Below are 24,918 nucleotides of genomic sequence, written 5' to 3' on the forward strand. Positions count from 1 at the left end.
GGTAACGAAGCCTCGATGACGTCGCGATGAATTCGCGAGCCCTGATCGCGATCATTTCGCATGCGTCGCCGGATGGCCGGACATGCGCATCGGTCTCAGCACAATAGGCGCTGCGCGTGCCTTATGCGAGCGACAAAATGATTGCGTCGCCCAGCATCGATGATGAACGCGATCGATGCGGGATTCGTATCGCGCCGGTGCGGAGTGAAGCCTGCTCCGATTTACAATCGAGGCCTTCATGGCCGATTCCGTATTCAATTCCGCTGCTCTCATGCCCGCCCCCGATTCCACCGACACCGGCAATTCGTTCCATGCCGCCGACGCGAGCGGCAAGCTCGACCGATCCTCTTCCGAGGCCGCTTGCCGAGCGATCCTCTGGGACATGGACGGCACGCTCGCCGATAGCGAGCCGCTGCATTTCGCCTCGCTGGCGGCTGCCTTGCATCACTTCGGCGTGCAGGCCGACGAGGCGCTGCATGCGCTGACCGTCGGCATGACCGGGCGCGATGCCTACCGCTTCTGCGTCGAGCGCTACGGGCAGGCATTCGATTTCGCGCGGTGGTCGCAACTGCGCGCCGATACCTTCGCCGCGAGCCTCGGAACCTTGCGCGCACGCGAGGGCGCGCTCGCGCTGTGCCATGCCGCCCAGCGCGCGGGCTTGCGCCAGGCCGTGGTGTCGAACGCGGGGCGCGGCACGCTCGATGCCGGCATCGGCGCGCTCGGCCTGGATGCCTGGCTGACGGTATCGATCAGCGCGCACGACGTGGCGGCCGGCAAGCCCGCTCCCGACGGCTATCGGCTTGCCGCCGCGCGGCTCGGCGTGAGCGCCGCCGAGGCGGTGGTGGTCGAGGACAGCCCGCTCGGCGCGCAGGCGGGCGTGGCCGCCGGCATGCGCGTGCTGGTCTGGCTCGATGCCGCGAGCGATGCGCGCGCCTATCCGCGCGAAGCGCAGGTGGTGCGGAGTGCGAAGGAACTGGCGGCGGCGCTGGGCCTGGCGATCGATCGCCAGGCTTGATCTGCTGGCTCGCGGCGCCCGGCAGGCCTCGCTGCTGACGGCGGACCAGCCTGCGATAGCCGAGAAGACCGCATGCGCCGGGATGGCCGGACGTCGAGCCCGCGGAGTCGATCGGCCGACCAGGGCACGGCGCGAAATCATCGGCCTGGGCGTTGCCGCGCGCGCAATGAACGGCGATACTCACGGACGCCGATTCTCCAGGGCTCGCGATCGCGCGGGCCGCCCCTGCACGCGACGGCGCGTTTCAAACGCCGCCGGCCCATTCCGGCGCCGCCCGCGCGGCATCGACCGGATAACAAAATAGAGGAACGCCAGATGGACGTAGTGGATGTATTGATCGTCGGTGCCGGACATGCCGGCGCCAATTGTGCGATGGAGCTGCGCAAGGCTGGTTTCGAAGGCAGCGTGATGCTGTTGTCCGACGAAACCGAGCTGCCTTACGAACGTCCGCCGCTGACCAAGGACTATTTCACCGGCGATCGCGGCGGCGAGCAGATTCGCTTTCGCACTGCCGAGGCCTGGCTCGAGCGCGGCATCGAGGTGCGGCTCGCGCATCGCGTCGAGGCGATCGAGCCCGAGGCGCATCGCGTGCGCCTGGCCGATGGCGCCACGCTGCAATACGGCAAGCTGGTGTGGGCCGCTGGCGGCACGCCGCGCCGGCTCGCCTGCGAAGGCGCAACGCTGGCGGGCGTGCACGTGATCCGCGCCAAGCACGATATCGATGCACTGAAGGCCGACCTGGCCGGGCGCGAGCAGGTGGTGATCGTCGGCGGCGGCTACGTCGGCCTGGAGGCGGCGGCTTCGCTGACCAAGCTCGGCGGCGTGCGCGTGACCGTGGTGGAAGCGCAGGACCGCCTGCTCGCGCGCGTGGCCGGCGAGCCGTTGTCGGCCTTCATCGAGGGCGAGCATCGCGCGCGCGGCGTGGAGATCGTCACGGGCGCGCAGGTCGCCGCGCTGAAGGGGCGGGACGGGCGCGTCAGCGCGGTCGAGCTGGCCGACGGCCGTTCGATCGCGGCCGACCTGGTGATCGCCGGCATCGGCATCGTGCCGAGCGCGCAACTGCTGCTGGAGGCGGGCGCGCAGGGCGGCAACGGCGTCGATGTCGACGAGCAGTGCCGCACCACGCTGCCCGACGTCTACGCGATCGGCGATTGCGCGCGTCGCGCGCATCCGCTGGTGGCCGGCGCCGCGCTGCGCATCGAGAGCGTGCCGAGCGCGCTCGAACACGCGCAGATCGTGGCCGCCTCGATCACCGGCAAGCCCTCGCCGAAGCCGGGCGTGCCCTGGTTCTGGTCGACCCAGTACGACCTGCGCATCCAGATGGCCGGGATTCCCGACGGCTACGACGAGGTGGCGGTGCGTGGCGACCTGGCCGCGCGATCGTTCCTGGTGCTCTATCTGCGCGGCGGCCGCCTGATCGCGCTCGACGCCGTGAACGCCACCAAGGACTACGTGCAGGGCCGCGCGCTGCTGGCCGCCGACGTCACGCTCACGCGCGAGCAGCTCGAGGATCTCTCGGTACCGCTGCAGGCGCGCATGCCGGTGGCGAGCGCCTGAGCGGCACGCCACCGCGCGGCGGCACGGTGCAAGGCCGTGCCGCCCTTCAAGAATCCTTTCAAGGCCGATGCGTTTCCAGCAGCAGATTCAGGAACGCCTCGACGCTGCGCGTGACCGGCCGCGCCTCCTCGACGATCACGCAGAACGACACCGAATAGGCCGGCGAATCGGGCAGCACCTCGAAGTGGTAGCGCGGCGCGAGCCGCGCCACCAGATGCTCGGGCAGCAGCCCGACGCAATGGCCGGTGGCCACCATCATCGCCACGGCCTCCAGGCCGACCACTTCCGGGCCCTGCGCGAACCCCTGGCTCGACAGCGCGTCCTCCACGAACGGATGCGAGCGATAGACCAGCGGTAGCCGCCGAGTATCGCCGGCCGCGCGCAACTCGCCCGCCACGTCGGGCCGGTAGAACACGCGATGGGTTTCCTCGAACAGCGGATAGTGGCGAAACCCGGCCGCGCGCTTGTAGGCGCCGCGGATCGCGACCTGCACGCGGCGCTCGACCAGCGCGGCGCTGAGATCGCGATAGGTCATCACCGACAGCGAGGGGCGCACCAGCGGCGCGATCCGGTGCAGCTCGGCCAGCGCCTGCGGCACGCGACAGCCCTCGTGGCTCAGCACGTGCTCCGACATCCCCAGCTGCAGCGGCCCCGACAGCACGCCGCGCACCGCGTCCACCTCGGGCTTGATGCGCTCCAGCGCCTCCAGCGCTTCCGAGGCCACGCGCAGCGCCACCTCGCCGCCCTCGGTCAATTGAAAGCCGCCCGGCCCGCGCTCGCAGAGCTTGATGCCCAGGCGCGCCTCCACCTCGTTGATGTGCCGGCTGATCGAGGCCTTGGACATCGCCAGCACGCGCTCGGCCGCGGCGAAACCGCTGGCCTGCGCGGCCGCGCAGAACACGCGCAACGAGCGCAGGTCGCGCTCGTCGAGGTCCATTTTCTTCATCGATCGCGCCCCGCGAAAGTTTCGGTTTCCGAAACCATATCAATAAAAAAATGAATTTCCAAAACTATTTGGCGTGTCTACATTGGCCTTCAACCACCCCCCACCGCTACCAGGAAGCACCGCCATGAGACCGCTGAACCGACGTCAATTCCTTGCCCTGACGGGCAGCGCCACGCTCGCGCTGGCCGCGCCGTCGATCGCCTTCGCGGAGGGCGGCACGCTGGCCGACATCCGCAAGCGCGGCGTGCTGACGGTGGGCACCGAGGCAGCCTATGAACCTTTCGAATTCGTCGAGAACGGCAAGGTGACCGGCTACGGCCACGACATCCTCGACTACATGGCGGGCAAGCTCGGCGTGAAGCTGAACCAGATGAACCTGCCGTTCCAGGGCCTGCTGCCGGGCCTGATGACGCACAAGTTCGATTTCGTCGCCACCAGCGTGGGCATCAATCCGGAGCGCGCGCGCCGCTTCGCCTTCTCGCAGCCGGTGGGCGTGGTCGACACGGTGCTGGTGGTGCGCGCGGGCGACACGGCGGTCGGCAAGCCCGAGGACGCGGGCGGCAAGATCGTCGGCACCCAGATGGGCTCGTCCTCGCAGCCGATCGCGCAGGCCTTCGATACGCAGTTGAAGGCGAAGGGCGCCGGCTATGCCGACATCAAGCTGTTCCAGGCCTATCCGGACGTGATGGTGGCGCTGCAGAACAAGACGCTCGACATCGGCATCATGCCGTCGAACATCGTCGCGGTGCTGATGAAGAAGGAGCCGGGGCAGTTCCGCGTGGTCGGCAAGATCGGCGAGCCGAAGATGCTGGCCTGGGTCGCCAATCCGCAGGACAAGGAGATCCGCGACTTCATCAACGCCTCGCTGAGCGAGCTGGAGAAGAACGGGCAACTGGCCCAACTGCAGAAGAAGTGGTTCGGCTACACCATGAACCTGCCGACCAGCGGCTACCTGCCCGAAGGCGCGGTCTGAGGCGCGCGCGATGGCATCGGCATCCTTCCTCGACGGCGCCATGCTCGGGCCGTTCCTGCACGACGTGGCGGCCGGCGCGGCCACCACGGTGATCGCGAGCGTGGCCGCGTTCGCGATCGGCATCGTGCTCGGCGCGCTGCTGCTGCTCGCGCGCCAGCACGGCGGGCGCGTGGCGGCGGCCTGCGTGCTCGCCTACGTGAGCCTGATCCGCGGCGTGCCGGCGCTGATCCAGATGCTGGTCGCCTACTACGTGCTGCCCGCGCTGCTGGACATCACGCTCTCGCCCCTGCAGGCCGGGATCCTCGCGCTGGCGCTCAACACCGCCGCCTACATCTCGGAGATCCTGCGCGGCGCGCTGCATTCGCTGGGCCGCGGTCAGATCCCGGCGGCTCGCGCGCTCGGCATGTCCCCGGTGCAGGTGTGGCGCCACATCGTGTTCCCGCAGTTGTTCCTGCGCTCGATCCCGCCGCTGACCAGCGAGTTCACCATGCTGCTGAAGGCCTCCTCGCTGCTGTCGATCATCGCCGTGCACGACCTCGCGACGGTGGCGCGCGATGCCACCTTGCAGACCAATCAGCCGCTGCAGGTGTTCAGCGCGGCGGCGGCGGTCTACTTCGCGATCCTGTTCCTGGTCTCTTCCGCCTCGCGCGGGCTCGAACGCAGGCTGTCCCATGTCCATTGACGTCTCCATCGTCACCGCCTCGATCGGGCCGCTGCTCGAAGGGCTGAAGGTGACGGCCCAGGTCTGCGTGCTCGGCATTCCGCTGGGCATCGCGGCCGGCACGCTGGCCGCCTATTGCCGCGCGATGCCCTCGCGCCTGCTGCGCGCGCTCTCGCTCGCCTATGTCGAGATCGTGCGCAACGTGCCCTTCCTGATCCTGGTGTACCTGAGCTTCTTCGGCCTGCCCAAGCTCGGCTTGCGGGTGCCCGCCTTCGCGATCGGCGTGGCCGCCACCGCCTTCTATACCGGCGGCTACTTCTGCGAGATTCTGCGCGCCGCGCTGGCGAGCCTGTCGCGCGGGCAGGTGCAGGCCGCGCGCTCGCTGGGGCTGAACGCCTTCCAGGTGCAGCGCCACGTGGTGCTGCCGCAGATCTTCGGCTTCCTCGCGCCGGCCACCACCAGCCTGACCATCATGATGTTCAAGGACAGCTCGATCTTCTCGGTGATGAGCCTGGCCGAGATGACCTACCAGAGCAACCTGCTGACCGCCGATACCTTCGCCTACGTCGAGGTGCTCGGCACCACGGCGCTGATCTACTGGTCGTGCAGCGTGCTGCTCGACATCGCCGGGCAGTGGGCCGAGCGCGCCGCGACGCGCTACCGCCACGCCTGATTCCATTCCCGACGAAGCGCTCATCGCATCATCCACATAAAGAGGAATACTGAAAATGACGCAAGCCCTGACGGTCGCGCCGCGCACCGGCCACAAGACCCTGCTGTACTCGGAACTGGCACTCGACCTGGACCATCTGGAGGCCGACATCGCCGTGCTCGGCATGCCCTATGGCGCGGCCTATTCGGCCTCCGACTTCACCAACGACCAGACCAACGCGCCGGCCGCGATCCGCCAGGCCACCGACCGCGTGGTGCGCTCGCCCGGCCATTACGACTTCGACATCGACGGCCCGCTGCTGCAGGAGCGCGACGACATCCGCTTCGTCGACTGCGGCGACGTGATCGCCGACCTGGCCGCGCCGGGCAGCCACTACCAGCGCGTCGAGGCCGCGGTGCGCAAGATCCTCGCGGCCGGCGCGCTGCCGATCGTGATGGGCGGCGACCACGGCATCACCACGCCGGTGCTGCGCGCCTTCGATACGCTGGGGCCGATCACCCTCGTGCATGTCGATGCGCACCTGGACTGGCGCGACGAGGTGAACGGCGTGCGCGAGGGCCTGTCGAGCCCGATCCGCCGCGCCTCGGAGATGAAGCACGTGGCGAAGATCGTGCAGATCGGCCTGCGCGCGCAGGGCAGTGCGCGGCCCGAGGAACTTCGCGCGGCGCAGGCCTACGGCTCGGAGCTGGTGAGCGCCTACGAGCTGCACGACGTCGGCATGGATGCCGTGCTGGCGCGCATTCCCGACAACGGCAACTACTACCTGACGATCGACGCCGACGGGCTCGACCCTTCGGTGATGCCGGCCGTGGCCGGCCCGGCGCCGGGCGGCGTGACCTTCCTGCAGGCGCGCAAGCTGATCCACGGCCTGGTGAGGAAGGGCCGCGTGGTCGGCATGGACATCGTCGAGATCCAGCCCGAGAAGGACGTCAACCAGATCTCCTGCATCACCGCCGGCCGCCTGATCCTGAACCTGATCGGCAGCGCGATCCGCGCCGGTTATTTCGACGGCAAGCGCTGAGCGCGCGAGGGAGGCTTCGATGATCGAGATCCGGCAGCTCGGCAAGCACTATGGCGCGTTCCAGGTGCTCGATGCCTGCACCGCCAGCGTCGCCAAGGGCGAGGTGGTGGTGGTCTGCGGGCCGTCGGGCTCGGGCAAGAGCACGCTGATCAAGTGCGTGAACGGGCTGGAGCCGTTCCAGTCCGGGCAGGTGGTGGTCGGCGGCATCAGCGTGGGCGCGGCCGGCACGCGCCTGTCGGCGCTGCGCGCGCGCATCGGCATGGTGTTCCAGCACTTCGAGCTGTTCCCGCACATGAGCGTGCTCGACAACATCGTGCTCGCCCAGCGCAAGGTGCTGGGCCGGCGCCGCGACGAAGCCGAGGCGCGCGCGCTCGCGCTGCTCGATCGCGTCGGCTTGCGCGCGCAGGCCGGCAAGTATCCGGCGGCGCTGTCGGGCGGCCAGCAGCAGCGCGTGGCGATCGTGCGCGCGCTGGCGATGGACCCGGCCGCGATGCTGTTCGACGAGCCGACCTCGGCGCTCGACCCCGAGATGGTCAACGAAGTGCTCGAGGTGATGACCGACCTGGCCCGCGAGGGCATGACGATGATGGTGGTCACGCACGAGATGGGCTTCGCGCGGCGCGTGGCCGATCGCGTGATCTTCATGGAGCGCGGCGCGATCGTCGAGGATGCCGCCGCCGACGCTTTCTTCGAGGCGCCGCGCTCCGAGCGCGCGCGCCTGTTCCTGTCCCGCATCCTCACGCATTGAGGCGGCCTCGCCGCTTTTCCCAACCCAGCCACCGCCTGATTCCCCATGGAACATATCCGCATCCGCCCGTTCAACACCAAGCACACCTATCCCGAGCAGTCGCTCGACAACGACCTCGCGCAAGGCGTGGTGGCCGGCAAGATGGTCTTCCTGCGCGGCCAGATCGGCCAGGATCTCGACACTTCGCAATCGGTCGGCATCGGCGACGCCGCGGCCCAGGCCGAGCGCGCGATGGCGAATGTCCAGATGCTGCTGGAGGAAGCCGGCAGCAAGCTCGAGGACATCTGCAAGATCACCGTCTACCTGACCGACGTGCGCTATCGCGAGGCCGTCTATCGCGTGATCGGGCGCTGGCTGAAGGGCGTGCACGCGGTCTCGACAGGACTGACCGTGACCGCCCTGGCGCGCCCGGAATGGCTGGTCGAGATCGACGTGATCGCCGTCAAGCCATGAACGCGCCGCGCGATCCGGTCGAGCTGCTGGCGCGGCTGGTGGCGTTCCGCTCGATCAGCCGCCAGCCCAACCTCGACCTGATCGGCTTCGTGGCCGACTACCTGCGCGGATACGGCGTCGAATCGCGGCTGGTGCCGCACGCCGACGGCACGCGCGCCAATCTCTACGCCAGCATCGGCCCGCGCGATCGCGGCGGCCTGTGCCTGTCCGGCCATGCCGACGTGGTGCCGGTGGCGGGCCAGCCCTGGAGCAGCGATCCGTTCGAGCTGGTGGAGCGCGACGGCCGCCTGTATGGGCGCGGCAGTTCGGACATGAAGGGCTTCCTGGCGCGCTTCACCGAGCACTGCCGCGCGCCCGGCTGAGGCGAGCCGCGCGGTGGCCCGCCCGACGCGACTTTCCGTTCAGTGGCTGCCGCGCGTGCCGGCGACGGCGGGCTGGCTCTCCAGCTTGCCGAACACGAAGGTCGACAGCACCGTGATCGCGCCGACCAGCAGGAAACTCATCTGGATGCCGAACAAGGTCGAGCTGCCGTGCGCGCTCAGCAGGCTGGCGAAGCCGCCGCCGATCGACACGCCCAGGCCGGTGGCCAGCATCTGCACCATCGAGAACAGGCTGTTGCCGCTGCTCGCGTCGCGGTGGGACAGATCCTTGAGGGTGACGCTGTTCATGGCCGCGAACTGCATCGAGGTGGCGCCGCCGAACGAGGCCATCAGCGCGAGGTCGAGCAGCAGCGGCGTGTGCGGCGAGAGCGTGGCGAAGCCGAGGATCGAGACGCCCACCACCAGCGTGTTGACCTTCAGGAAGGGCACGTAGCCGTAGCGCCTGACCAGCGGCGCGATCATGCGCTTGGTGATCACGCCGGCGACGGCGGCCGGCAGCATCACCAGCCCCGCGTGCAGCGGCGAGTAGCCGAAGCCGAGCTGCATCTGCAGCGGCAGCAGGAAGGGCACCGCGCTGCTGCCGATCCGGCACACCAGGTTGCCGATCAGGCCGACGCTGAAGCGGCGCTCGAACAGGCCGAGCCGGAACAGCGGCTGTTCGCGGCGGCGCGCGTGCGCGACATAGGCCAGCACCGCGAGCGCCGAACCGAGCGCGGCCAGCACGATCCAGCCCACGTGCGAGGCGGCGCCCGGCATGTCGAGTGCCAGCGAGCTGCCGAGCATCGCCAGCGACAGCAGGGTGCAGCCGATCAGGTCGAAGGGCTGCCGCTCGTCGAGCCGGTCGGCGGGCAGGTGGCGCTGCACCGCGAGCAGGCCGAGCGCCGCGATCGGCACGTTGACGAAGAAGATCCAGCGCCACGACAGCGCCTGCGCGAACCAGCCGCCGAGCGTGGGGCCGACGATCGGCCCGACCTGGCCGGCGATCGAGATGAAGGCCAGCGCGCCCACGTAGGCTTCGCCGGGCACGCTGCGCAGCACCGCGAGCCGGCCGATCGGCAGCAGCATCGAGCCGCCCACGCCCTGCACCACGCGCGCCACCACCAGTTGCGTCGAGGTATGCGAGCCGGCGCAGGCCAGCGAGCCGATCGCGAACACCAGGATCGCCGCGAAATAGACCGAGCGCGTGCCGTAGCGGTCGGCCAGCCAGCCCGAGGCGGGCGTGAGCATCGCCATGGTCAGCGTGTAGGCCACCACGACCGAACGCATCGACAGCGTGTTCTCGCCGAAGGCATGCGCGATCGAGGGCAGGGCGGTATTGACGATGGTGGTGTCGAGCGCCTGCATGAAGAAACCACCGGCCACGATCCATAGCAGGGCCGATCGGGAAACAGAACGCGTCATGTCGGGAGAGCGGAGGTCGATAACGAAAACGTGAGCGCGGCGGATCCTTGTGCCGAGCGCTTGCAGTTTGCCAGAGCAAGCTTACGGAGACGCGACGGCTTCTATGCCCCGGCCTTGGTGGCCGGTCCGGAGGCGCTGCCGAATGCGTTCGGGGTTCCTCATTTCTCCGTGCAGGCGACGGTGGCACTGACCACGTCGTCATTGCGCGGATCGGGATCGCCGCCGACGGTCACCACCGACAGCACGCCGGCGGCATTGTCGTAGGAGTAGCCGCAATAACCCACCCCGGTGCCCGAACAGTCGTTCACCTCGATCACGCCGTGCCTGGCGAGATCGGCCGCCACGTCGTGGAGCGGGTCGCCTCGCCTTGCGCGCATCGGCCTCCAGCCCTGCGCGATGAGGATCTTGCGCGCCTCGGCGATCGACTTGTCGAACACGTTGGGCACGCGGGCGCGGCCTTGGCAGAACGATCGCGAGGCGGCCACCGCGGTCAGGCGCAGCCCCTCGTCCTGTTGATGCAATTCGGCGACCGGGCCGCCGACGCCTTGCCCCTCGCCGATCAGCAGCCCGCCTGTCTCCAAGGACGTGAGCCTGCCCAGATGCCAGTCGGCCTTGCGCGCCGTGTAGGCGAGCGCGATCAGGCGCGTGCCGTCGAAGATGCCGATGTTGGCGTTGCGCGGCGTGCAGATCGCGCTGGTGCCGGGCTCGAAGCCGCTCGCGAACGACACCGCGCGATAACGGCCGAGCGGTGCCTCGGACATCACGAACCAGCCTAGCTTCTCGACCTCGCGGCCGGCGGCCGACAGCGCATCGGCAGGCTCGCGGTAATGCGCGCAGAACTCGGCCGGCGCGCCGTGCTCGGGCGAGGGCGGCAGCACCGCGAGCGGCACCAGCGAGGCGCCGGTCACCTCGGAAGCGGTGCTCGGCGTTTGAGCCATTGCCGCTGGCGCCATCGCCGACAAGATGGATGCGCACGCAAGCATGATGGCCGCCAGGCCACGACGGGATGCGCGCGCGAATGTCGGCGCCATGAAGGTTGCCTGAGGGGCATGCAGCATGTTGCGGGTCTCCGGGAAAGGACGATTTTGGCGCCCGCGGCCGGCCGCGGGCGAGGCCATGATGCCCCGAAACGGGGCAGGGTTCACACCGACAAAGTTCCTGTCGAACTTCCGATGAGACGGAAAGTAACCAATCGTGGACGGCGAGGCACTCGTTTTTCCCGCTGGAGAACTTAGGATTCGTCTTCACGAACAGCCGGAAAGACACGGCTCGCGCTGAAATCTCATAAATTTATCGTCGCCCCCGATGGCGGCGAATCGCGTGGAATCCCTTGGGGGGATCGTCTGTCGATGGCTCGCCCAATCCGGCACGGAAGGCCGGCGCTCGCGAGCCGAAACATCATGAGAACCAGGCTGGCGGGCGAGACGTTCCGGCATAGAGAGAAACCGCGGGCCGCATGCCTGCCGAAGTTGAAACGTTTGGCTCACGCGCCGCGAGGCGCGTGAGCGCTTCACCGCCCTTGGGGGCGGGCGTCGGAAACCGGCAGTCGATGCGATTCGATTCGAGCCGGGGGAATCATGAAGTGCCGTCTGTTGGTGCCGTCGCTGTCCTTGCTGTTGCTGGCTGCCTGCGCGCAGCCCCAGCCCAGCGACATGGTCCGTATCTGCGACGGCCAGGGCTGTTCCGATCGCCCGAAGAACCAGGTCACCACGGAATTCAAGGACGGCGTGAACGATCGCGAGGACCCTCGCATCGCGGCGCTCAAGGAGAGCGCCAAGGCGCAGCCGAAGGCCGCCTACGATCTCGGTCTGCGTTATTTCCGCGGCGACGGCGTGCGCCAGGACAGCTACCAGGCGCTCAACTGGATGCGCAGCGCCGCCGAGCGCGGCGACCTGCGCGCGCAGAAGGCGCTCGGCGTCTACTACCTGTTCGGCCTCGAGGAGATGGGCTCGGACCCGCGCGAAGCGGAGAAGTGGCTGTCGATCGCGGCGGGCCGCGGCGACAAGGAATCGGAAAAGCTGCTGCAGCAGGCCCGCGAAGCGAAGAAGGCCGATGAGGAAGATTTCAAGTGGCGCACGCGCTGGCGTGACGTCTATTACGGCTATTGGAATTCGGGCTATCCGTACTACGGCACCTGGCAACAGACCACCTGGTACTGGTACTGACGAATTCCGAAGCATGGGGGGCCGCGACGGGGAGACCGATCCTTTCGCGAACCATGCCGGGGGGCTTATCTAGGTTCGCACCGACGTGTAAGCCGTAACATCGTCTCACTTGATTCGACAACGATATGAAAACCTATCCCATCACCAGGATCGCGGCGGCCGCCGCCATCGTCTCCTCGCTCGCCGCGTGCGGCGGCATGGTGACGCCGGGCGGCCAGGACATCGGCGTGAGCGGCGCCGCCGGCGGCGCGGCCAGCGCGGGCGCCGACACCAAGCTCGAGCACTGCGCGCAGCCGCTCGGCACGATCGCCGTCGACGACGGCCGCAACGCGGACTGGTTCGGCCCGTTCGGCAGCGCCACCAAGGTCACCAGCATCGATCCGCTGCTGCGCCTGGCGGTCCAGCAATCGAACTGCTTCGTGATCACCTCGGTCGGCAACCAGAAGACCGACGCGCGCCTGCAGCGCATCACCGCGTTGCAGCGCAGCTCCGGCGAATACCGCGCCGGCTCGAAGCAGCAGAAGGGCCAGCGCGTGGCGGCCGACTACTACATGGAGCCGACCATCGTGGTCAACGATTCGGCGATCGGCGGCATCGGCGGCGCGATCGGCGGGCTGATCGGCAACGGCGCGATCTCGGCGCTGGCCGGCAGCCTCAAGAGCAAGGCGTCGGTGGTCACGCTCACGCTGTTCGACGTGCGCTCGGCGGTGCAGATCGCGGCGGCCGAAGGTAGCTCGACGGCCACCAACTGGGGCACCGCGCTGGGCGGCTTCGGCGGTGGCGTGGGCGGCGCGCTCGGCGGTTTCTCGTCGACGCCGGAAGGCAAGGCCACCGTGGTCGCCTTCATCGACGCCTGGAACAAGATGGTGGTGGCACTGCGCAGCTACAAGGCGCAGGACGTCAGCGGCGGCCTGGGCCGCGGCGGTACGCTGAAGGTCAACTAAGCAAGCTGCTTCGACGCGGCGGCCGGCCGGCCGCCGCGCGGCCCGCGCCTTGTCAGGCGGGCCGCGCCCTTCGCGTCGTCTTCCCTTTGATTCGCTTCCCGAGGTCGCCATGAAAAAAGCCGCCGCGCTGATCGCGCTCGCCTGTCTCGCCCTGACCGCCTGCGGCGGGGACGACGATGTCTCGTCCGCTTCGGCGGGTTCCTCCAGCTCCGCCGGCTCCTCGTCGGGCGGCGGCGGTTCGACCAGCGGCACCAGTGGCGGCACGAGTGGCACCAGCGGCGGAACCAGCGGCACCAGCGGAACCGGCAGCACGCTCACGCCGCGCTTCGAGGCGATCGCGACGGCCGCCGACGGCGCGAGCTTCCTCACGCTGGTCAATGGCGAGGGCGCCAAGGGCTTCCACTATCTCGGCGATTTGTCGTTCTCGGGCGACGGCACGATCCGCTCGGTCTTCGTCAACGATGGTGCGGGCGCGGTCTATACCTACGAGCTGCAGACCGCGCAATCGGGCCAGACGGCCTTCCTCTCGCAGGCGAACGCCGAAGGCGCGCGCGGCTTCCGCTACGAGGGCGAGCTGGGATTCGGCAACCTCTATCGCAGCGACGGCACGTCGGCGACCTACAGCTATCAGCTCGCGCCGGCGGTCGCCAGCCCGGCCGACTTCGTCACGCAGGCCAACGGGCAGGGGCAATCGGGTTACTGGCAGGTCTCGCCGCTGTTCCTCGATTCGACCGAGGTGACGCTGTACATGAAGAACAACGCCTCGAACGCGACCTACACCTACGAGGCGGTGGCGCCGAGCGCATCGGCCGCGGACTTCGTCACGCAGGCCAACAGCGAGGGCGCGCGCGGTTTCCGCGCCAAGGGCACGCAGGTGTTCGGCAGCGCCTCGGCCACGGTCTACGTGAAGGACCAGACGCAATCGCCGACCTTCACGTACCAGAGCGCGGCCGTGCAGACCACCAACAGCGGCTTCGTCACGCAGTCGAACACGCTGGGCGCGCAGGGCAATGCCTATTTCGGCGATTTCGCCTTCGGCACGGCAGTTAGTTCGTTCTACTTCAAGCCGGCGAACTGCACGGGCTTCCTCTGCACCACGCTCAATCCGCTGATCCAGAACTGAGCGCGCGAGCCGTCGCACGCAACGCAAAAAGCGCGGCCGTCCTTCGACTGCCGCGCTTTTTTTCGTGGCGTCCTGGCTTCATGGCCGCGCCGCGTCGGCCTGCCCCGGCCTACAGCGACACGAAGGAGCGCATCCAGTCGCTGAAGTTGGTCGACGCAGCCGACTGCTCCGGCGAGGCATGCGCGTACTCGGATTCGCGGCGGAATTCGCGCGCGGCCACCTCGCTCGGCGTGCAGCCGAACTTCTCCTTGAACAGGCGGCTGAAGTGCTTCTCGTTGACGAAGCCGTGCCGCCACGCCACCTCGGAGATCCGCATGCGTTTCGCGGTCGGGTCGATCAGCAGGTTGCGCGCGCGATGCAGGCGCTTGTGCTGGATCAGCCGCGCCACGCCGCCGGTCGGCTCGAACAGCCGGTAGAGCTTCGAGCGCGAGATGCCCATCGCCTTGCAGATGCGGTCCGGGCTCAGGTCGGGCGAGAGCAGGTGCTGCTCGATGTAGTCGCGCACGCGGTTCACGAACATCGCGTCGAGCTCGGTCTCGGCCTGCTTGAGCGTGTCGAGCGTCGGCGCCAGGCAGGCCAGCAGCATGTTCTTGGTGGCCTGCACCGCATAGGGCATCTCCCCGGCCGAGACCACCGACATGTTCCGGCGCAGCGAGCGCAGGTAGTCGGCCAGCATCGAGCCCATGCCATGCGACAGCGAGCGGCCGTGCAGCGCCGCCGCGCCAGCCGGCAGCAGGTCGCGCGGGATCACCATGCAGATCGTGTCGCCGGTGCTGACCTTGAGGTCGAAGGGCGTGGCCAGGTCGAGCACGCACATGTCGCCGGGGCCGATCAGCACCGGGTCGCGGCCGGCCGAGCCGGACAGCGTCTCGCTGATCTGCAGCTGCAGGTAGTAGCCGTCGAGCCCGTCCGAGCGGATCCGCTGCGCGGAACGGCTCATCGCGTGCTCGACGCGGTGCTCGGGATGCAGCCACTGGCGGCCGCCGAACATGATCTGGTCGAGCAGCGTGAAATCGAACTGCGAATCGTAGGGGACATGCTCGTCCTCGAGCATGCCGATGTCGAATAGCGCACCGGTGTCGGCGCGCCAGGCGTCGAAACGCTCGCGCGCCGGCGCATAGGCTGTCGAGAACCGATAGCTCAAACCTTCGGAAGTCGTGCTCATCGTGATCTTGTTATCACCCGTTGCTTATTATCGAAATGCTGGCGCCGGATTTCACCCCCCAAAGGGAAATCCGTCCGGCCCACGCGGTACTGCCTCGCCGGAAAAATAGGGACGCCAATGCGGTCGGCCGGGATCGCGCGATTCACCTGGAATTGCGCCGGCTTATGGTTGTGTATCTGGTGTGTATCTTTTTGAATGGTACACAGTCGGCTTATCGGGCAGGTGAGATTTTTCTTATATCGACCGGGCCAAGGATCCGGGAAGGTGGCGGGAAATGCCTGCCCAGCCTGCGCCTGGGCCGGGATTCCGGGCGCAGGCGAATGAGTCGTCGAATTCGGTCCGGAAATTGTGTGGCAAATGCGAACGAGTGCCGGTCAGGCAATCGCATTGTTTTTCAGGTGTTTTTCAATCGAATTGGCAAGTCGAATGCCGGACCGTCGTATCGCGACAACGATGATACCGATCGGTATCCATTTGACTCCGAATTTCGGATATTAATTGCGCCGCCCATTTAAGGTGGTGGATATCAAATCGAATCGCCGATTAAGGTGTCGCGCACGAGTGTCGATCGGCGTGTCGAGGTTTGGCGATTGAGAATACGGAATGACCGATTGCGCCTCACGCATGTCACGCCACGCGCCGAGGTAGGCGCCGACCGTGACGGCGGCCAGTTGCGCGTCGTGCAGCGCGAGCAGCGGCTCCAGCGCATCTCGCGCGGCCCGGTCGAGCCGGTAGGGCGCGCCGCGCGCGAAGCTGCGTTGCAGGGCGAGGTCGGCGCGCCGGCAGCAGGCGGCGAGCGAGGGCATCGAGGCGATGCCGCGCAGCGCCTGTGCGAGCCGGATCACGTTGGCCAGCACCCCGAGCGGCACCGGGTCGTGGCAGCGGTCGAGCAGCCTGGCGAGGGCGAGATGATGCCTGAGTTGCAGCGCGCGCCGCTCGTGTTCGGGCAGCGGGCCTTGGAGGGGGATGGGATGGCGCATGACGCGGTGCCGGTGCAAGGAAGGGCAGGCTCGCGGGCAGGGACGAGGTGGACGCGGGCGCGGCCGGCGCGGCACCGAGGTGCCGCTGGCCGCGCCCGCCTCGTTCAACCGCCGACGATGGCCCGGGTGGCGAAGAACAGCACCGAGGGCCCGAGCAGGCAGCCGACGCCGGTGTGGAAGGTCGAGATCAGCGCGCCGTAGGGCACCAGCCGCCGATCGGTGGCGGCCAGCCCGGCCGTCACGCCGCTCACGGTGCCGGCCAGGCCGCCGAAGATCATCGCCGAGCGCGGCGTGCGCAGGCCGAGGAAGCCGGCCGCGAGCGGCGTGCCGACCATCACGATGATGGCCTTGACCAGCCCGGTGGCGATGCTCAGCGCGATCACGTCGGAGCTCGCGCCGATCGCCGCGCCCGTCACCGGGCCGACGATGTAGGTGACGGCGCCCGCGCCGATGGTGGTCATGCTGACCGCGTCGGTATAACCGAAGGCACGCGCCACCAGCGCGCCGACGATGAAGGGCAGCACCGTGCCCAGCAGCAGCGAGACCACGCCGATCATGCCGGCGCGGCGCGCCTCGCTGGCCTGCACCTCGAAGGCGGTGGCGACGATCGCGAAGTCGCGCAGCATCGCGCCGCCCATCACGCCGATGCCGGCGAACAGCGGCACGTCGGCGATGCCCTTCTCGCCGTGGGTGAGCGTGCCGCCCACCCAGGCCAGCGCGAGGCCGATCAGGATCGCGAAGGCGGAGCCGTGCACGCGGCCGCGCGTGAGCGTCTTCGACAGCATCATCGAGATCCACATCACGATCCCGACCAGCGCGAAGGCGGCCACCAGGCCGTTGTGCGAGAGAACTTTCTCGAGCATGGCAAGCATCCCGGCCTCCGCTTATTGCTTGGCCGGCACGATTGCCGAGTCGTCGTTGCCCAGGCGCGAGAGCACCGCGATGCAGCAGGCGCAGATCGCCACCGCGCCGAGCGCGGCCAGCAGCGCCACCGGGCCGCCCTTGAGCGCCGCCACCACGTTCTGGTTGGCCGCCATCGCCACCACCACCGGGATGTACATGGCGCCCCAGAAGGTCACGCCGGCCTCGGACTCCTTGGGCAGCCAGCCGCGCCGGTGCAGCCAGATGCGCAGCGCGATGAGCAGCAGCATCGCGATGCCGACGCCGCCGACATTGGTCTTGACGCCGATCGCGGCGCCCAGCAGGTCGCCGAGGAACAGGCCGGCGAGATGGCAGAACGCGAGCAGGGCGGTTCCGTAGATGATCATGCATGTCTCCTGTCTGATAGGAATCGGCGGCCGGGGCCGCCGCCCGGTGCCGGCGTCGATGCGCCGGCGTTCTCGGGGGATGTTGACCGGGTATCCGGTGTGGACAGTCTAGTCCGGCCGAAATCGCCCATTTATGAAGTTGTCCGGAGGATTCAGTGGGAACGGCAATGCCTGGCGCTCGAAAGCTTTCGGTTTGTCAGAAAGCATGGGCGATGCCGGCGGGATCCGCGGCGTCGACCGGTAGAATCCAGGGCTCCATTCCGCCGAGGCTCGCGGGCCCGGTATCCGGACAACAACGAGGCATACATGGATCTGCTGGCCGCAATGCGCGTCTTCGTGCGGGTCGTCGAACGCGGAAACCTGTCGCGCGCCGCGCGGGACCTGGGCCTGGGGCAGCCCGCCGTCAGCGACCGGATCGAGCGGCTCGAGCAGCACCTCGGCGTGCGCCTGCTGCTGCGCAGTACGCGCGCCGTCTCATGCACCGACGAGGGCTCGCTGTTCTACCAAAAGCGCAAGCTGGTGCTCGATGCCGCCGAGGAGGCGCGCGTCGCGGTCGCGCCCGGCGATCGGGCGGTGCGCGGCCGGATCCGCATCGCGGCGCCGCACGGGGTGGGCGATGCCCTGCTGCCGGGCGTGGTCGCGGTGATGCGCGAGCAGCATCCGCAGCTCCACGTCGAGATGATCCTCAACGACGAACCGACCGACCCGGTGACCGAAGGCGTCGATCTCTCGCTGCGGCTGGGTCGTATCGGCGAGGGCAATTTCATCGCGCGACGGCTCGGCCATGTGCGCCGCGTGCTGGTGGCCTCGCCCGGCTACCTGGATGCGGCTGGCCGCCCGGAGGCGCCCGCCGACCTGGTCCGGCATCCATTCATCCGGGTCGCGGGGCTGTTCTCCGATGGCCAGTTGCGCTTCGCTGCCGCTTCGCCGCTCCCGGCCTCGCCTGCCGCGCCGATCAACATCGTGACCACGGTCAGCCACTGGGGCCCGGTCCATCAGTTGCTGCTGGCCGGTTGCGGCATCGGCGTGCTGCAGGAGATCGTCTGTGCCGAGGCGCTGGCGACGGGCAGGCTGGTCGAGTTGCTGCCCGGCCATACCGTGCCGGGTTTCGAGCTGCACGCGCTGCTGCCGGTGACGCGCCCGGTGCCGGCCAGGACGCAGGCGGTGCTCGAACTGCTCGAGGCGCACTTGCCCGACGCGGTGCGCCTGGCGAAGCCGCCGCCCGAGGCACGAGCCGCGCGGGACCGGGGCGTATCGATCGGGTTTACCGATGACTGATATCGGGGCGGCGGCGCTACTCCCCGGGTGCGGCGCCCGTTAAGTTAGGCGGCAACTCCACTTGCCGCGAGGCCGCCTCATGTCCCGACTCAATCTCAAGCTGCTCGGCCCCTGCCTGCTGGCGATCGCGATCGACGCCATGGGCTTCGGCCTGGTCTACCCGATCATGGCGGCGATCTTCTCCGATCCGCATTCGGGCATCATCGGCGCCGGCACCCGCGTCTCGCTGCGCAACTTCTACCTGGGACTCGGCTACGGCGTCTATCCGTTCTTCATGTTTCTCGGCTCCTCGCTGATGGGCGAGCTGTCGGACGGCTACGGGCGCCGCAGGATCCTGCTGCTCTGCATCTTCGGCCTGGCGCTGAGCTACCTGCTGATGGCGCTCGGCGCGCTGCTGCCGAGCATCGCGCTGCTGCTGGTCGGGCGCGGCCTGAGCGGGCTGATGGCGGGCTGCCAGGGCATCGCGCAGGCGGCCATCACCGACGTCAGCACGCCGGAAACCAAGGCCTGGAACATGAGCATCATGTCGATGGCCTTCAGCGCCGGCGTGATCGTCGGCCCGGTGCTGGGCGGCATCACCTCGGACCGCACGATCCTGCCGATCTTCAACTACGGCACGCCGTTCCTGCTGGTTGCCGCGCTGTCGGTGTTCTGCGGCCTGTGGACCTTCTGGACCTATCGCGACGCGAGCCCGCCCAAGGGCAAGACCCACGTCGACATCCTGCTGCCGATGCGCATCATCCACGAGGCCGGCCGCCATCATCGCGTCGCCTTCCTGTCGATCGTGTTCTTCCTGATGCAGGTCGGCTACGGCCTCTACCTGCAGACCATCATGCTGGTGCTGCAGACCCGCTTCGGCTACACCAGCTCGCAGCTCGGCCTGTTCAGCGGCCTGATCGGCATCTGCTTCGTGTTCGGCCTGATGGTGATCGTGCGCCTGATGCTGAAGGTCTGGAGCGTGGTGGACATCGCCAAGCTCGGCCTGCTGATCGCCGGCATCGGCCAGGTGCTGTCGGCCCTGCTGCCGCACGAGGGCATGCTCTGGGGGCTCGGCATGGTGGTCGGCTGCTTCGACATGGTGGCCTACACCACCATGTACACCGCCTACTCGGACGCGGTGTCGCTCGAGCGGCAGGGCTGGGCGCTCGGCGTCGCGGGTTCCGTGATGGCGATCGCCTGGGTGGTGACGGGCTTCCTGACCAACCTGCTGCCGGTGGTCGGTGAGTTGGGACTGCTGATGATCGGCGGCCTGAGCTTCATCCTGAGTTTCCTGATGATGATGGCGTACGGCCGAAAGTGGTCGTCGGTGGCCGTCGGCGTCGGAGCACGGGCGTGATGCCGCCGCCCGGCTCCGGCGCCGCGCTCACCAGCGCAGCACGCGCGGCCCGAGCAGGGCGCCGGCGACGGTCGGCACCAGCATGCCGAGCAGGTACCAGACGCCCCAGAAGGCCACGCCCATCTCCGGGCAGTGCAGGCAGTAGACCAGGGTGGCTACCGCGCCCGAGAGCAGGCCGCCCGCGGCGCCGGCCAGCGCCAGGCGGGTGGGCGCGAGGCTGCGCAGCGCGGCCAGGGTGGCGACGAAGCCGGGGATCGACAGCATCGAGATCGCGAACGGGCAGACCTTCCAGGTCTGGCCGAGCACCATCGCGAGACGCTCGCCGGCCGGCGTGAGCGCCAGCATGACGAGGGTGGCGATCCACACCACCGCCACCGGCGAGGCCACCAGCAGGCCCGCGCCGCCCGCGCGCGCGCCGGGCCGCGCCAGCCTGAGCGCGCCGCGCAGCGCGCCGATCGCGATCGCCAGCGGCAGGGCCACCTTGGCCCAGAACAGCGGCGTTTGCGCGACCGTCGCCAGGTCGTGGCGCAGGCCGAGCACGGCCAGCATCAGCAGCAGCGCGCCGCCCGCGCCGATCGCGACGGCGGTCGCGAAGCGCTTGGCGGGCAGGTGCGGGTCGACGGGCGTGACGCCCGTCGCCAGCATGGAAATCAGTTCATCGGTCTTCATCGTGTTCCGCGTATCTTCGCGGCCAATGCCTTCAGGCCGCGATGCACTCCAATCTTGACGGCCGATTCGGAAAGGCCGGTCATCCGCGCGGTCTCCGCCACGGACAATCCCTCCAGCTTGACGTGCACGATCGGCAGGCGTTGCCGGTCGGGCAGCGATTCGAGCAGCTGGCCCAGGTCGCGCCGCGCCTCGGACGATTCCAGCTCCGGCGGAGCGATCCACTCGGCCTCGTCGTCGAAGCTGTCGTTGAGCGCCTCGTGGCGCGACCAGGCGCGGAAGTAGTCCACCAGCTTGTAGCGCGCGATCGCGTGGACCCAGGCCGTCAAGGGTTCGCCGGCGCGATAGGTGTGACGCTTGTCGTGGATCGCCAGCAGCATCTCCTGAACCAGGTCCTCGACGTCGGACGGGCGGCTCGCCAGCCGGCGCCTGACGAAGCCGCGCAAGTGCGCGGACAAGGCGTTCAGGAAGCGGCGGTAGGCAGCCTCGTCGCCGCCCAGGCCGAGCAGCAGCCATTGCCGCAGTTCCTGCTCGGTGCGTTGTCGCGCGGCGCTGTCTTGAGTTCGTTCCATCCGTGTCGGCGGTTACACCGGGCGCAAAAAATTTCGTCGATTCTACGACGGCGACGGGACGGGAGGCGTTTCTTGTGGGGTCAGGGCAACAAGGCGGGTCGCGGGCGGGCGGCGCGCGAGTGGTACGAAGCGGGTGCCGGGGCGGCTCGGGCGGCCGCGGCAAAGGCCTGGCCGGCGGTCTTGGTGAGCCGGCCGACGCTGCCGCGCCGGCCGGTCACCGCCTCGTGCCAGAGAATGACGAACGATGCGTGTCTTCAGGGCGCATCGTCCATCGCATTCGCCGGCCGGGCCGGTCGCGCCGCGCGCTGCCGCCGGTGTCGGCCCGTGCGGCGCCTTGCTCGCGCCGCGCTTCCTTGCCTTGGCAAGCGAATGTGCGGGCAGATTAGCAATCCGCCCCTTGGGTGCCCATCCCCCGAAATTGGTAAGCCGGTGAACCATGCCGGGCGGCCGATGTCGCGTGGCGCCCGGCTGTCGTTCGGGCGGTCGCTCAGCCGGCGCCGGTGGGCGTGCCGAGCCCGGGAATGCTCACCGTCAGCCGTGTGCCGCTCGCATCGGAGGCGATCCGCAGCACGCCGCCGAGCCGGCCGACGCGCGCGCGCAGGCTGCGCATGCCGATCCCGCCGTGCAGCGTCGGCGCTTCCGGGTCGAAGCCGCGGCCGTTGTCGGCGACGGCCATGCGCAGCCCCTCGGCATCGTGCACCACGGCGATCTCGATGCGGCTCGCGCCGCTGTGGCGCAGCGCGTTGGTGGCCGCCTCCTGCAGCACGCGCATCACGTCCAGGCAGGTCGAGTTCGGCAGGTGCAGGCTGTCGATGCCGGCCAGCTCCCAGCGGCAGTCGATGTCCTGCGCCTCGAAGGCGCGCGCCAGCCGGTGCCGCATCGGCGCGATGAAGCCGTCCAGCGAGCGCGTGCCGGCATGGTCGAGCGAGGCCGAATCGATGATGATGCGCAGGTCGTCGCGCAATTCCTTCAGGATGCCGAGGAAACGCGCCGGCGGCATGTCCTGCGGCGCGTGCTCGAGCGTGGTGATGCTCGACACCAGGGTGCCGCCCAGCCCGTCGTGCAGATCCTGCGCGAGCGAGAGCCGCTCGTTCAGGCGCGCGTTGGTGACCTGCAGCGCGTGCTCGCGGTCCAGCGTGTCGCGCAGCTCGCGCTTGGCCTCGGCCACCGCGCTGGTCAGCTCGTGGTTGAACTGCTCGATGCGGCGCAGGTTGGTGACGAAGCGCCAGGCCAGCACCAGCGCCATCCCGATCATCTCGAACTGCGCGGCGATCGAGGTGTAGTAGACGTTGTCGCCGAGCACGCCGAGGAAGGTCAGCAGGTCGTGCATGCAGGCCAGCACGAAGACCAGCATGCAGCCCGACAGCGCCAGCCGGTCGGCGCGCGGCCGGCGCAGCGAGAACACGATGAAGGCGCTGCAGCAGCCGATGAAGGTCAGCGCGGGCAGCAGGGCGATGGCCGCGCGCACCGTCTCGATCGAGCCGCGTGGCGCGAGCAGCATGGCCAGCGTCTGCGCCGCGGCGAGCAGCCAGAGCAGGCGCTCCAGGCGTGGGCAGCGGCGGTTCGCGAAGCGCAGCGTGAACATCGCGAAGCTGACGCTGAACAGCACCACCGCGATCGACATGGCCGCTTCCCAGCCGTCGGTGCTCGCGAACGGCCAGGGCGAGGTGGCCGCCTGGTTCACCTGGAAGCACCACCAGGCCATCGACTGCAGCCCGAACCAGCCGTACAGGCTCTCGCGGCGGCGCATCAGCCAGAGCACCACGAAGAAGCAGCCGAGCGTGGAGGTGACGGCAAGGCTGTAGAGCTGCAGGTCGCGACGCACCTGGTGGGCATGCGCGTAACGGCGCTCGACCTGCGCGGGAGCGCCCACCGTCACCGGGCCGAGCCCCGGCGCGTAGGCGGCCAGGCCCGAGACGCGCACCAGCAGGGTATTGCTGCCGGCCACCAGCAGCGAGGCCGGCAGCAGCCAGCGGCGCGGCATGTTCCAGCTGCGGCTGAGCGGTTCCTTCAACCGAGGGTCGGCGGCCAGCAGGCTGCCGTTCAGGTAGAGCGCGCCGGCCATGTTCACGTAGTCGATGAAGGCGGCCGCCGGTGCGTCGCCGAGGCAGGCGCGGTTCCAGCGCAAGCGGTACCAGACCACGCCGTCGAAGCCGGGCCAGCGCGAGGTCCAGACGTCGGGCAACTGCACGCGGGTCCAGCCGGCGGCGGGCGGCGCGGCGTCGTCCCAGCCGGCGGCGCGCGCGGCGTCGGTCTGCAGCGCGCAGTCGGGCGGCTCGGCGCTGCCGCTGGCGTCGCCGGCCAGCACCTCGCTGCCGGCCGGCGAGATGGTGGCGGCCGCCGCGTCGATCGGTGGCGCGGTGCTGGTCGAGGCGTTCGCCGTTGCCGGCGCCGCCGCGTCGGCGGCGCGCGCCGTGCTCGCCAACACCGTCAGCAGCGCGAGGCAGAGCAAGCACAGCCACGGCGGCACGAGCGCGCGAGCGCCGCCGCCCGCCGCGCCGCGCGCGGGCGTGGATGTGAGCGGTAACGTCGCGGGCCGGGCAGGCATCGATCTGTGATCGCAGGCGAGGGATGCTTGGAGGCGAGGCGCGGCTAGGGCAGCAGGCCGTGCGCCCGCGCCTCGAACACCGCCTGCGTGCGCGAGCGCACCGCGAGCTTCTTGTAGATGTTCTTGATGTGGCATTCGACGGTCAGCCGCGACAGCGACAGCAGCTCGGAAATCTCGCGGTTGGTCAGCCCCTTGCTGACGATGCCGAGGATCTCGATCTCGCGGCGGCTCAGGCGCACCGGCGGCGCGCCGTTGCGCGAGGGCAGCAGGCCCGCGCTGGCCGGCGTCGCGGCGGCCGGCGCCGCGTGCACGGTGGTCTCGAGGATATGGCGCGCCACGAAGGGATCGATCGGCGCGCCGCCGCGCAGCACGCTGCGGATCGACAAGGCGATCTCGATGTCGTCGCGCTCCTTGAGCAGGTAGCCGGTCGCGCCGGCCTGCAGCGCGCCGACGATGGTCGGGCCGGTGCTCCAGGTCGAGATCACCACGATCGGCAGGGCCGGGTCGGCCTCGTGCCATTCGCGGATCAACTCGATACCCGAGCCGTCGGGCAGGCCGATATCGACCAGCGCGATCGCGCAGGGCTGGGTGGCGCGGATCGCGCGCGCCTCCGAGAGGCTGCCGGCGAACAGCAGCGCGTCGTCCGAGTAGCCCAGCGAGGTCAGGATGGTGGTGAGCCGGCGCTGCATCAGCGGCTCGTCGTCGACGATCAGGAGCGGGCCGGGGACCATGGGTTCCGGGGGCAAAAGCGTCATGGGTCGCGTATCGGTGACAGGATCGGATGACGAACGGCGAGCGCGCGGCAAGGGCGCGGTCGCCGGACGGCCGGCAAGCGGGCGGGGCGCCGCCTCGAGGCCCGAAACGCGGGGCGCGGCGCGGCTTCCGGCCATTGTCCGGTGCCGGCGCGCGGGACGCGCGCCAGCGTGATCGCATGATACGCGAGCGCCTCGACAGCTTCCTTACAAGCGCGGGATATCGTGTATCTGCACAGTGGATGAGTGTGGCGTGGGTTCGATGACATCCATATGAAGAAAGGCGGGCGTAA

Annotated in this window: 25 protein-coding genes; 14 read left to right on the forward strand and 11 right to left on the reverse strand. The window is 69.1% G+C overall.

The window, feature by feature from the left end; all coding sequences use genetic code 11:
* The first annotated feature begins 238 nt into the window (after window positions 1-238).
* Both FB600_RS16830 and FB600_RS16835 read left to right on the forward strand, forming a co-directional pair.
* Window positions 239-1,015, forward strand: coding sequence for an HAD family hydrolase (locus tag FB600_RS16830; protein ID WP_261383407.1), 777 nt, complete (start codon window positions 239-241; stop codon window positions 1,013-1,015).
* Between the two features lie 315 nt (window positions 1,016-1,330).
* Window positions 1,331-2,572, forward strand: a complete 1,242-nt coding sequence (locus FB600_RS16835) for an NAD(P)/FAD-dependent oxidoreductase (RefSeq protein WP_096751689.1) — start codon at window positions 1,331-1,333, stop codon at window positions 2,570-2,572.
* A gap of 58 nt (window positions 2,573-2,630) precedes the next feature.
* Here FB600_RS16835 and FB600_RS16840 read toward each other — a convergent pair whose 3' ends face one another.
* Complete coding sequence (locus FB600_RS16840; protein WP_145757109.1) at window positions 2,631-3,518, reverse strand: LysR family transcriptional regulator; 888 nt, start codon at window positions 3,516-3,518, stop codon at window positions 2,631-2,633.
* A gap of 124 nt (window positions 3,519-3,642) precedes the next feature.
* On the opposite strand from FB600_RS16840, the gene FB600_RS16845 reads away from it, so the two are divergent.
* From FB600_RS16845 to FB600_RS16875, 7 genes are read left to right on the forward strand one after another with little or no spacing between them, the layout of a single operon-like run.
* Window positions 3,643-4,491, forward strand: a complete 849-nt coding sequence (locus FB600_RS16845) for a transporter substrate-binding domain-containing protein (RefSeq protein ID WP_098182130.1) — start codon at window positions 3,643-3,645, stop codon at window positions 4,489-4,491.
* Between the two features lie 10 nt (window positions 4,492-4,501).
* Complete coding sequence (locus FB600_RS16850; protein WP_025100661.1) at window positions 4,502-5,173, forward strand: amino acid ABC transporter permease; 672 nt, start codon at window positions 4,502-4,504, stop codon at window positions 5,171-5,173.
* On the forward strand, window positions 5,163-5,825 hold the full coding sequence (locus FB600_RS16855) for an amino acid ABC transporter permease (RefSeq protein WP_145757110.1): 663 nt from the start codon (window positions 5,163-5,165) through the stop codon (window positions 5,823-5,825). Before FB600_RS16850 ends, FB600_RS16855 begins: the two co-directional genes overlap by 11 nt.
* A 55-nt stretch (window positions 5,826-5,880) precedes the next feature.
* Window positions 5,881-6,846, forward strand: coding sequence for an agmatinase (locus tag FB600_RS16860; protein WP_013691189.1), 966 nt, complete (start codon window positions 5,881-5,883; stop codon window positions 6,844-6,846).
* A 19-nt stretch (window positions 6,847-6,865) separates the two neighbouring features.
* A complete protein-coding gene (locus FB600_RS16865) occupies window positions 6,866-7,594 on the forward strand; it encodes an amino acid ABC transporter ATP-binding protein (RefSeq protein WP_096751686.1) in 729 nt (242 codons plus the stop codon).
* A gap of 45 nt (window positions 7,595-7,639) precedes the next feature.
* Entirely contained in the window at window positions 7,640-8,047 is a 408-nt protein-coding gene (locus tag FB600_RS16870) for a RidA family protein (RefSeq protein ID WP_025100665.1), read from the forward strand.
* A complete protein-coding gene (locus FB600_RS16875; protein WP_145757111.1) occupies window positions 8,044-8,409 on the forward strand; it encodes a M20/M25/M40 family metallo-hydrolase in 366 nt (121 codons plus the stop codon). The genes FB600_RS16870 and FB600_RS16875 overlap by 4 nt, the downstream gene beginning before the upstream one ends.
* A gap of 39 nt (window positions 8,410-8,448) precedes the next feature.
* On the opposite strand, the gene FB600_RS16880 is transcribed toward FB600_RS16875, so the two are convergent.
* Window positions 8,449-9,828, reverse strand: a complete 1,380-nt coding sequence (locus FB600_RS16880) for an MFS transporter (RefSeq protein ID WP_145757112.1) — start codon at window positions 9,826-9,828, stop codon at window positions 8,449-8,451.
* Window positions 9,829-9,986: 158 nt separating this feature from the next.
* Window positions 9,987-10,859, reverse strand: a complete 873-nt coding sequence (locus FB600_RS16885; protein ID WP_096752897.1) for a hypothetical protein — start codon at window positions 10,857-10,859, stop codon at window positions 9,987-9,989.
* A gap of 546 nt (window positions 10,860-11,405) precedes the next feature.
* Between FB600_RS16885 and FB600_RS16890 the strand changes: the two genes are divergently transcribed.
* The 3 genes from FB600_RS16890 to FB600_RS16900 all read left to right on the forward strand — a co-directional run bounded on the left by FB600_RS16890 (window position 11,406) and on the right by FB600_RS16900 (window position 14,060).
* Entirely contained in the window at window positions 11,406-11,993 is a 588-nt protein-coding gene (locus tag FB600_RS16890) for a tetratricopeptide repeat protein (RefSeq protein WP_013691183.1), read from the forward strand.
* Window positions 11,994-12,118: 125 nt separating this feature from the next.
* Window positions 12,119-12,937: a hypothetical protein gene (locus FB600_RS16895; RefSeq protein WP_036055551.1), complete on the forward strand. Its 819-nt coding sequence runs from the start codon at window positions 12,119-12,121 to the stop codon at window positions 12,935-12,937.
* 109 nt (window positions 12,938-13,046) lie between these two features.
* Window positions 13,047-14,060 carry a hypothetical protein gene (locus FB600_RS16900; RefSeq protein WP_098182126.1) on the forward strand — a complete coding sequence of 338 codons (1,014 nt, stop codon included), beginning with the start codon at window positions 13,047-13,049 and terminating at the stop codon, window positions 14,058-14,060.
* 109 nt (window positions 14,061-14,169) lie between these two features.
* On the opposite strand, the gene FB600_RS16905 is transcribed toward FB600_RS16900, so the two are convergent.
* From FB600_RS16905 to madL, 4 genes are all read right to left on the reverse strand, one after another.
* Window positions 14,170-15,225: a helix-turn-helix domain-containing protein gene (locus FB600_RS16905; protein WP_013691180.1), complete on the reverse strand. Its 1,056-nt coding sequence runs from the start codon at window positions 15,223-15,225 to the stop codon at window positions 14,170-14,172.
* Between the two features lie 494 nt (window positions 15,226-15,719).
* A complete protein-coding gene (locus FB600_RS16910) occupies window positions 15,720-16,205 on the reverse strand; it encodes a hypothetical protein (RefSeq protein WP_096751683.1) in 486 nt (161 codons plus the stop codon).
* 104 nt (window positions 16,206-16,309) lie between these two features.
* Window positions 16,310-17,077: a malonate transporter subunit MadM gene (madM, locus tag FB600_RS16915; protein ID WP_013691178.1), complete on the reverse strand. Its 768-nt coding sequence runs from the start codon at window positions 17,075-17,077 to the stop codon at window positions 16,310-16,312.
* A 12-nt stretch (window positions 17,078-17,089) separates the two neighbouring features.
* Window positions 17,090-17,473 carry a malonate transporter subunit MadL gene (madL, locus tag FB600_RS16920; protein ID WP_145757113.1) on the reverse strand — a complete coding sequence of 128 codons (384 nt, stop codon included), beginning with the start codon at window positions 17,471-17,473 and terminating at the stop codon, window positions 17,090-17,092.
* Window positions 17,474-17,779: 306 nt separating this feature from the next.
* Between madL and FB600_RS16925 the strand changes: the two genes are divergently transcribed.
* Window positions 17,780-18,751 carry a LysR family transcriptional regulator gene (locus tag FB600_RS16925; RefSeq protein ID WP_145757114.1) on the forward strand — a complete coding sequence of 324 codons (972 nt, stop codon included), beginning with the start codon at window positions 17,780-17,782 and terminating at the stop codon, window positions 18,749-18,751.
* A gap of 79 nt (window positions 18,752-18,830) precedes the next feature.
* Window positions 18,831-20,087, forward strand: a complete 1,257-nt coding sequence (locus FB600_RS16930; protein WP_145757115.1) for an MFS transporter — start codon at window positions 18,831-18,833, stop codon at window positions 20,085-20,087.
* A 27-nt stretch (window positions 20,088-20,114) separates the two neighbouring features.
* Here FB600_RS16930 and FB600_RS16935 read toward each other — a convergent pair whose 3' ends face one another.
* The 4 genes from FB600_RS16935 to FB600_RS16950 all read right to left on the reverse strand — a co-directional run bounded on the left by FB600_RS16935 (window position 20,115) and on the right by FB600_RS16950 (window position 24,628).
* Window positions 20,115-20,756 (reverse strand): DUF1109 domain-containing protein, encoded by a 642-nt coding sequence (locus FB600_RS16935; protein WP_036055556.1) that lies wholly within the window; start codon window positions 20,754-20,756, stop codon window positions 20,115-20,117.
* Window positions 20,753-21,325, reverse strand: a complete 573-nt coding sequence (locus FB600_RS16940; RefSeq protein WP_036034451.1) for a sigma-70 family RNA polymerase sigma factor — start codon at window positions 21,323-21,325, stop codon at window positions 20,753-20,755. Before FB600_RS16940 ends, FB600_RS16935 begins: the two co-directional genes overlap by 4 nt.
* A gap of 487 nt (window positions 21,326-21,812) precedes the next feature.
* Complete coding sequence (locus tag FB600_RS16945; RefSeq protein ID WP_098153041.1) at window positions 21,813-23,873, reverse strand: 7TM diverse intracellular signaling domain-containing protein; 2,061 nt, start codon at window positions 23,871-23,873, stop codon at window positions 21,813-21,815.
* A gap of 44 nt (window positions 23,874-23,917) precedes the next feature.
* Window positions 23,918-24,628, reverse strand: a complete 711-nt coding sequence (locus FB600_RS16950; RefSeq protein WP_036034456.1) for a response regulator transcription factor — start codon at window positions 24,626-24,628, stop codon at window positions 23,918-23,920.
* Window positions 24,629-24,918 lie beyond the last annotated feature (290 nt).

Origin of the sequence: Burkholderia sp. SJZ089 (assembly GCF_007828315.1) — a bacterium.
GTDB classification, from domain to species: Bacteria; Pseudomonadota; Gammaproteobacteria; order Burkholderiales; family Burkholderiaceae; genus Burkholderia; species Burkholderia gladioli.

Coding starts and splice junctions, on each gene's coding strand:
- FB600_RS16865 (WP_096751686.1), top strand. CDS start 6,866: ATGATCGAGATCCGGCAGCTCGGCAAGCACTATGGCGCGTTCCAGGTG.
- FB600_RS16835 (WP_096751689.1), top strand. CDS start 1,331: ATGGACGTAGTGGATGTATTGATCGTCGGTGCCGGACATGCCGGCGCC.
- FB600_RS16950 (WP_036034456.1), bottom strand. CDS start 24,628: ATGACGCTTTTGCCCCCGGAACCCATGGTCCCCGGCCCGCTCCTGATC.
- FB600_RS16945 (WP_098153041.1), bottom strand. CDS start 23,873: ATGCCTGCCCGGCCCGCGACGTTACCGCTCACATCCACGCCCGCGCGC.
- FB600_RS16925 (WP_145757114.1), top strand. CDS start 17,780: ATGGATCTGCTGGCCGCAATGCGCGTCTTCGTGCGGGTCGTCGAACGC.
- FB600_RS16905 (WP_013691180.1), bottom strand. CDS start 15,225: ATGAGCACGACTTCCGAAGGTTTGAGCTATCGGTTCTCGACAGCCTAT.
- FB600_RS16880 (WP_145757112.1), bottom strand. CDS start 9,828: ATGACGCGTTCTGTTTCCCGATCGGCCCTGCTATGGATCGTGGCCGGT.
- FB600_RS16830 (WP_261383407.1), top strand. CDS start 239: ATGGCCGATTCCGTATTCAATTCCGCTGCTCTCATGCCCGCCCCCGAT.
- FB600_RS16885 (WP_096752897.1), bottom strand. CDS start 10,859: ATGGCGCCGACATTCGCGCGCGCATCCCGTCGTGGCCTGGCGGCCATC.
- FB600_RS16940 (WP_036034451.1), bottom strand. CDS start 21,325: ATGGAACGAACTCAAGACAGCGCCGCGCGACAACGCACCGAGCAGGAA.
- FB600_RS16840 (WP_145757109.1), bottom strand. CDS start 3,518: ATGAAGAAAATGGACCTCGACGAGCGCGACCTGCGCTCGTTGCGCGTG.
- FB600_RS16935 (WP_036055556.1), bottom strand. CDS start 20,756: ATGAAGACCGATGAACTGATTTCCATGCTGGCGACGGGCGTCACGCCC.
- madM (WP_013691178.1), bottom strand. CDS start 17,077: ATGCTTGCCATGCTCGAGAAAGTTCTCTCGCACAACGGCCTGGTGGCC.
- FB600_RS16845 (WP_098182130.1), top strand. CDS start 3,643: ATGAGACCGCTGAACCGACGTCAATTCCTTGCCCTGACGGGCAGCGCC.
- madL (WP_145757113.1), bottom strand. CDS start 17,473: ATGATCATCTACGGAACCGCCCTGCTCGCGTTCTGCCATCTCGCCGGC.
- FB600_RS16895 (WP_036055551.1), top strand. CDS start 12,119: ATGAAAACCTATCCCATCACCAGGATCGCGGCGGCCGCCGCCATCGTC.
- FB600_RS16870 (WP_025100665.1), top strand. CDS start 7,640: ATGGAACATATCCGCATCCGCCCGTTCAACACCAAGCACACCTATCCC.
- FB600_RS16890 (WP_013691183.1), top strand. CDS start 11,406: ATGAAGTGCCGTCTGTTGGTGCCGTCGCTGTCCTTGCTGTTGCTGGCT.
- FB600_RS16855 (WP_145757110.1), top strand. CDS start 5,163: ATGTCCATTGACGTCTCCATCGTCACCGCCTCGATCGGGCCGCTGCTC.
- FB600_RS16930 (WP_145757115.1), top strand. CDS start 18,831: ATGTCCCGACTCAATCTCAAGCTGCTCGGCCCCTGCCTGCTGGCGATC.
- FB600_RS16850 (WP_025100661.1), top strand. CDS start 4,502: ATGGCATCGGCATCCTTCCTCGACGGCGCCATGCTCGGGCCGTTCCTG.
- FB600_RS16910 (WP_096751683.1), bottom strand. CDS start 16,205: ATGCGCCATCCCATCCCCCTCCAAGGCCCGCTGCCCGAACACGAGCGG.
- FB600_RS16875 (WP_145757111.1), top strand. CDS start 8,044: ATGAACGCGCCGCGCGATCCGGTCGAGCTGCTGGCGCGGCTGGTGGCG.
- FB600_RS16860 (WP_013691189.1), top strand. CDS start 5,881: ATGACGCAAGCCCTGACGGTCGCGCCGCGCACCGGCCACAAGACCCTG.
- FB600_RS16900 (WP_098182126.1), top strand. CDS start 13,047: ATGAAAAAAGCCGCCGCGCTGATCGCGCTCGCCTGTCTCGCCCTGACC.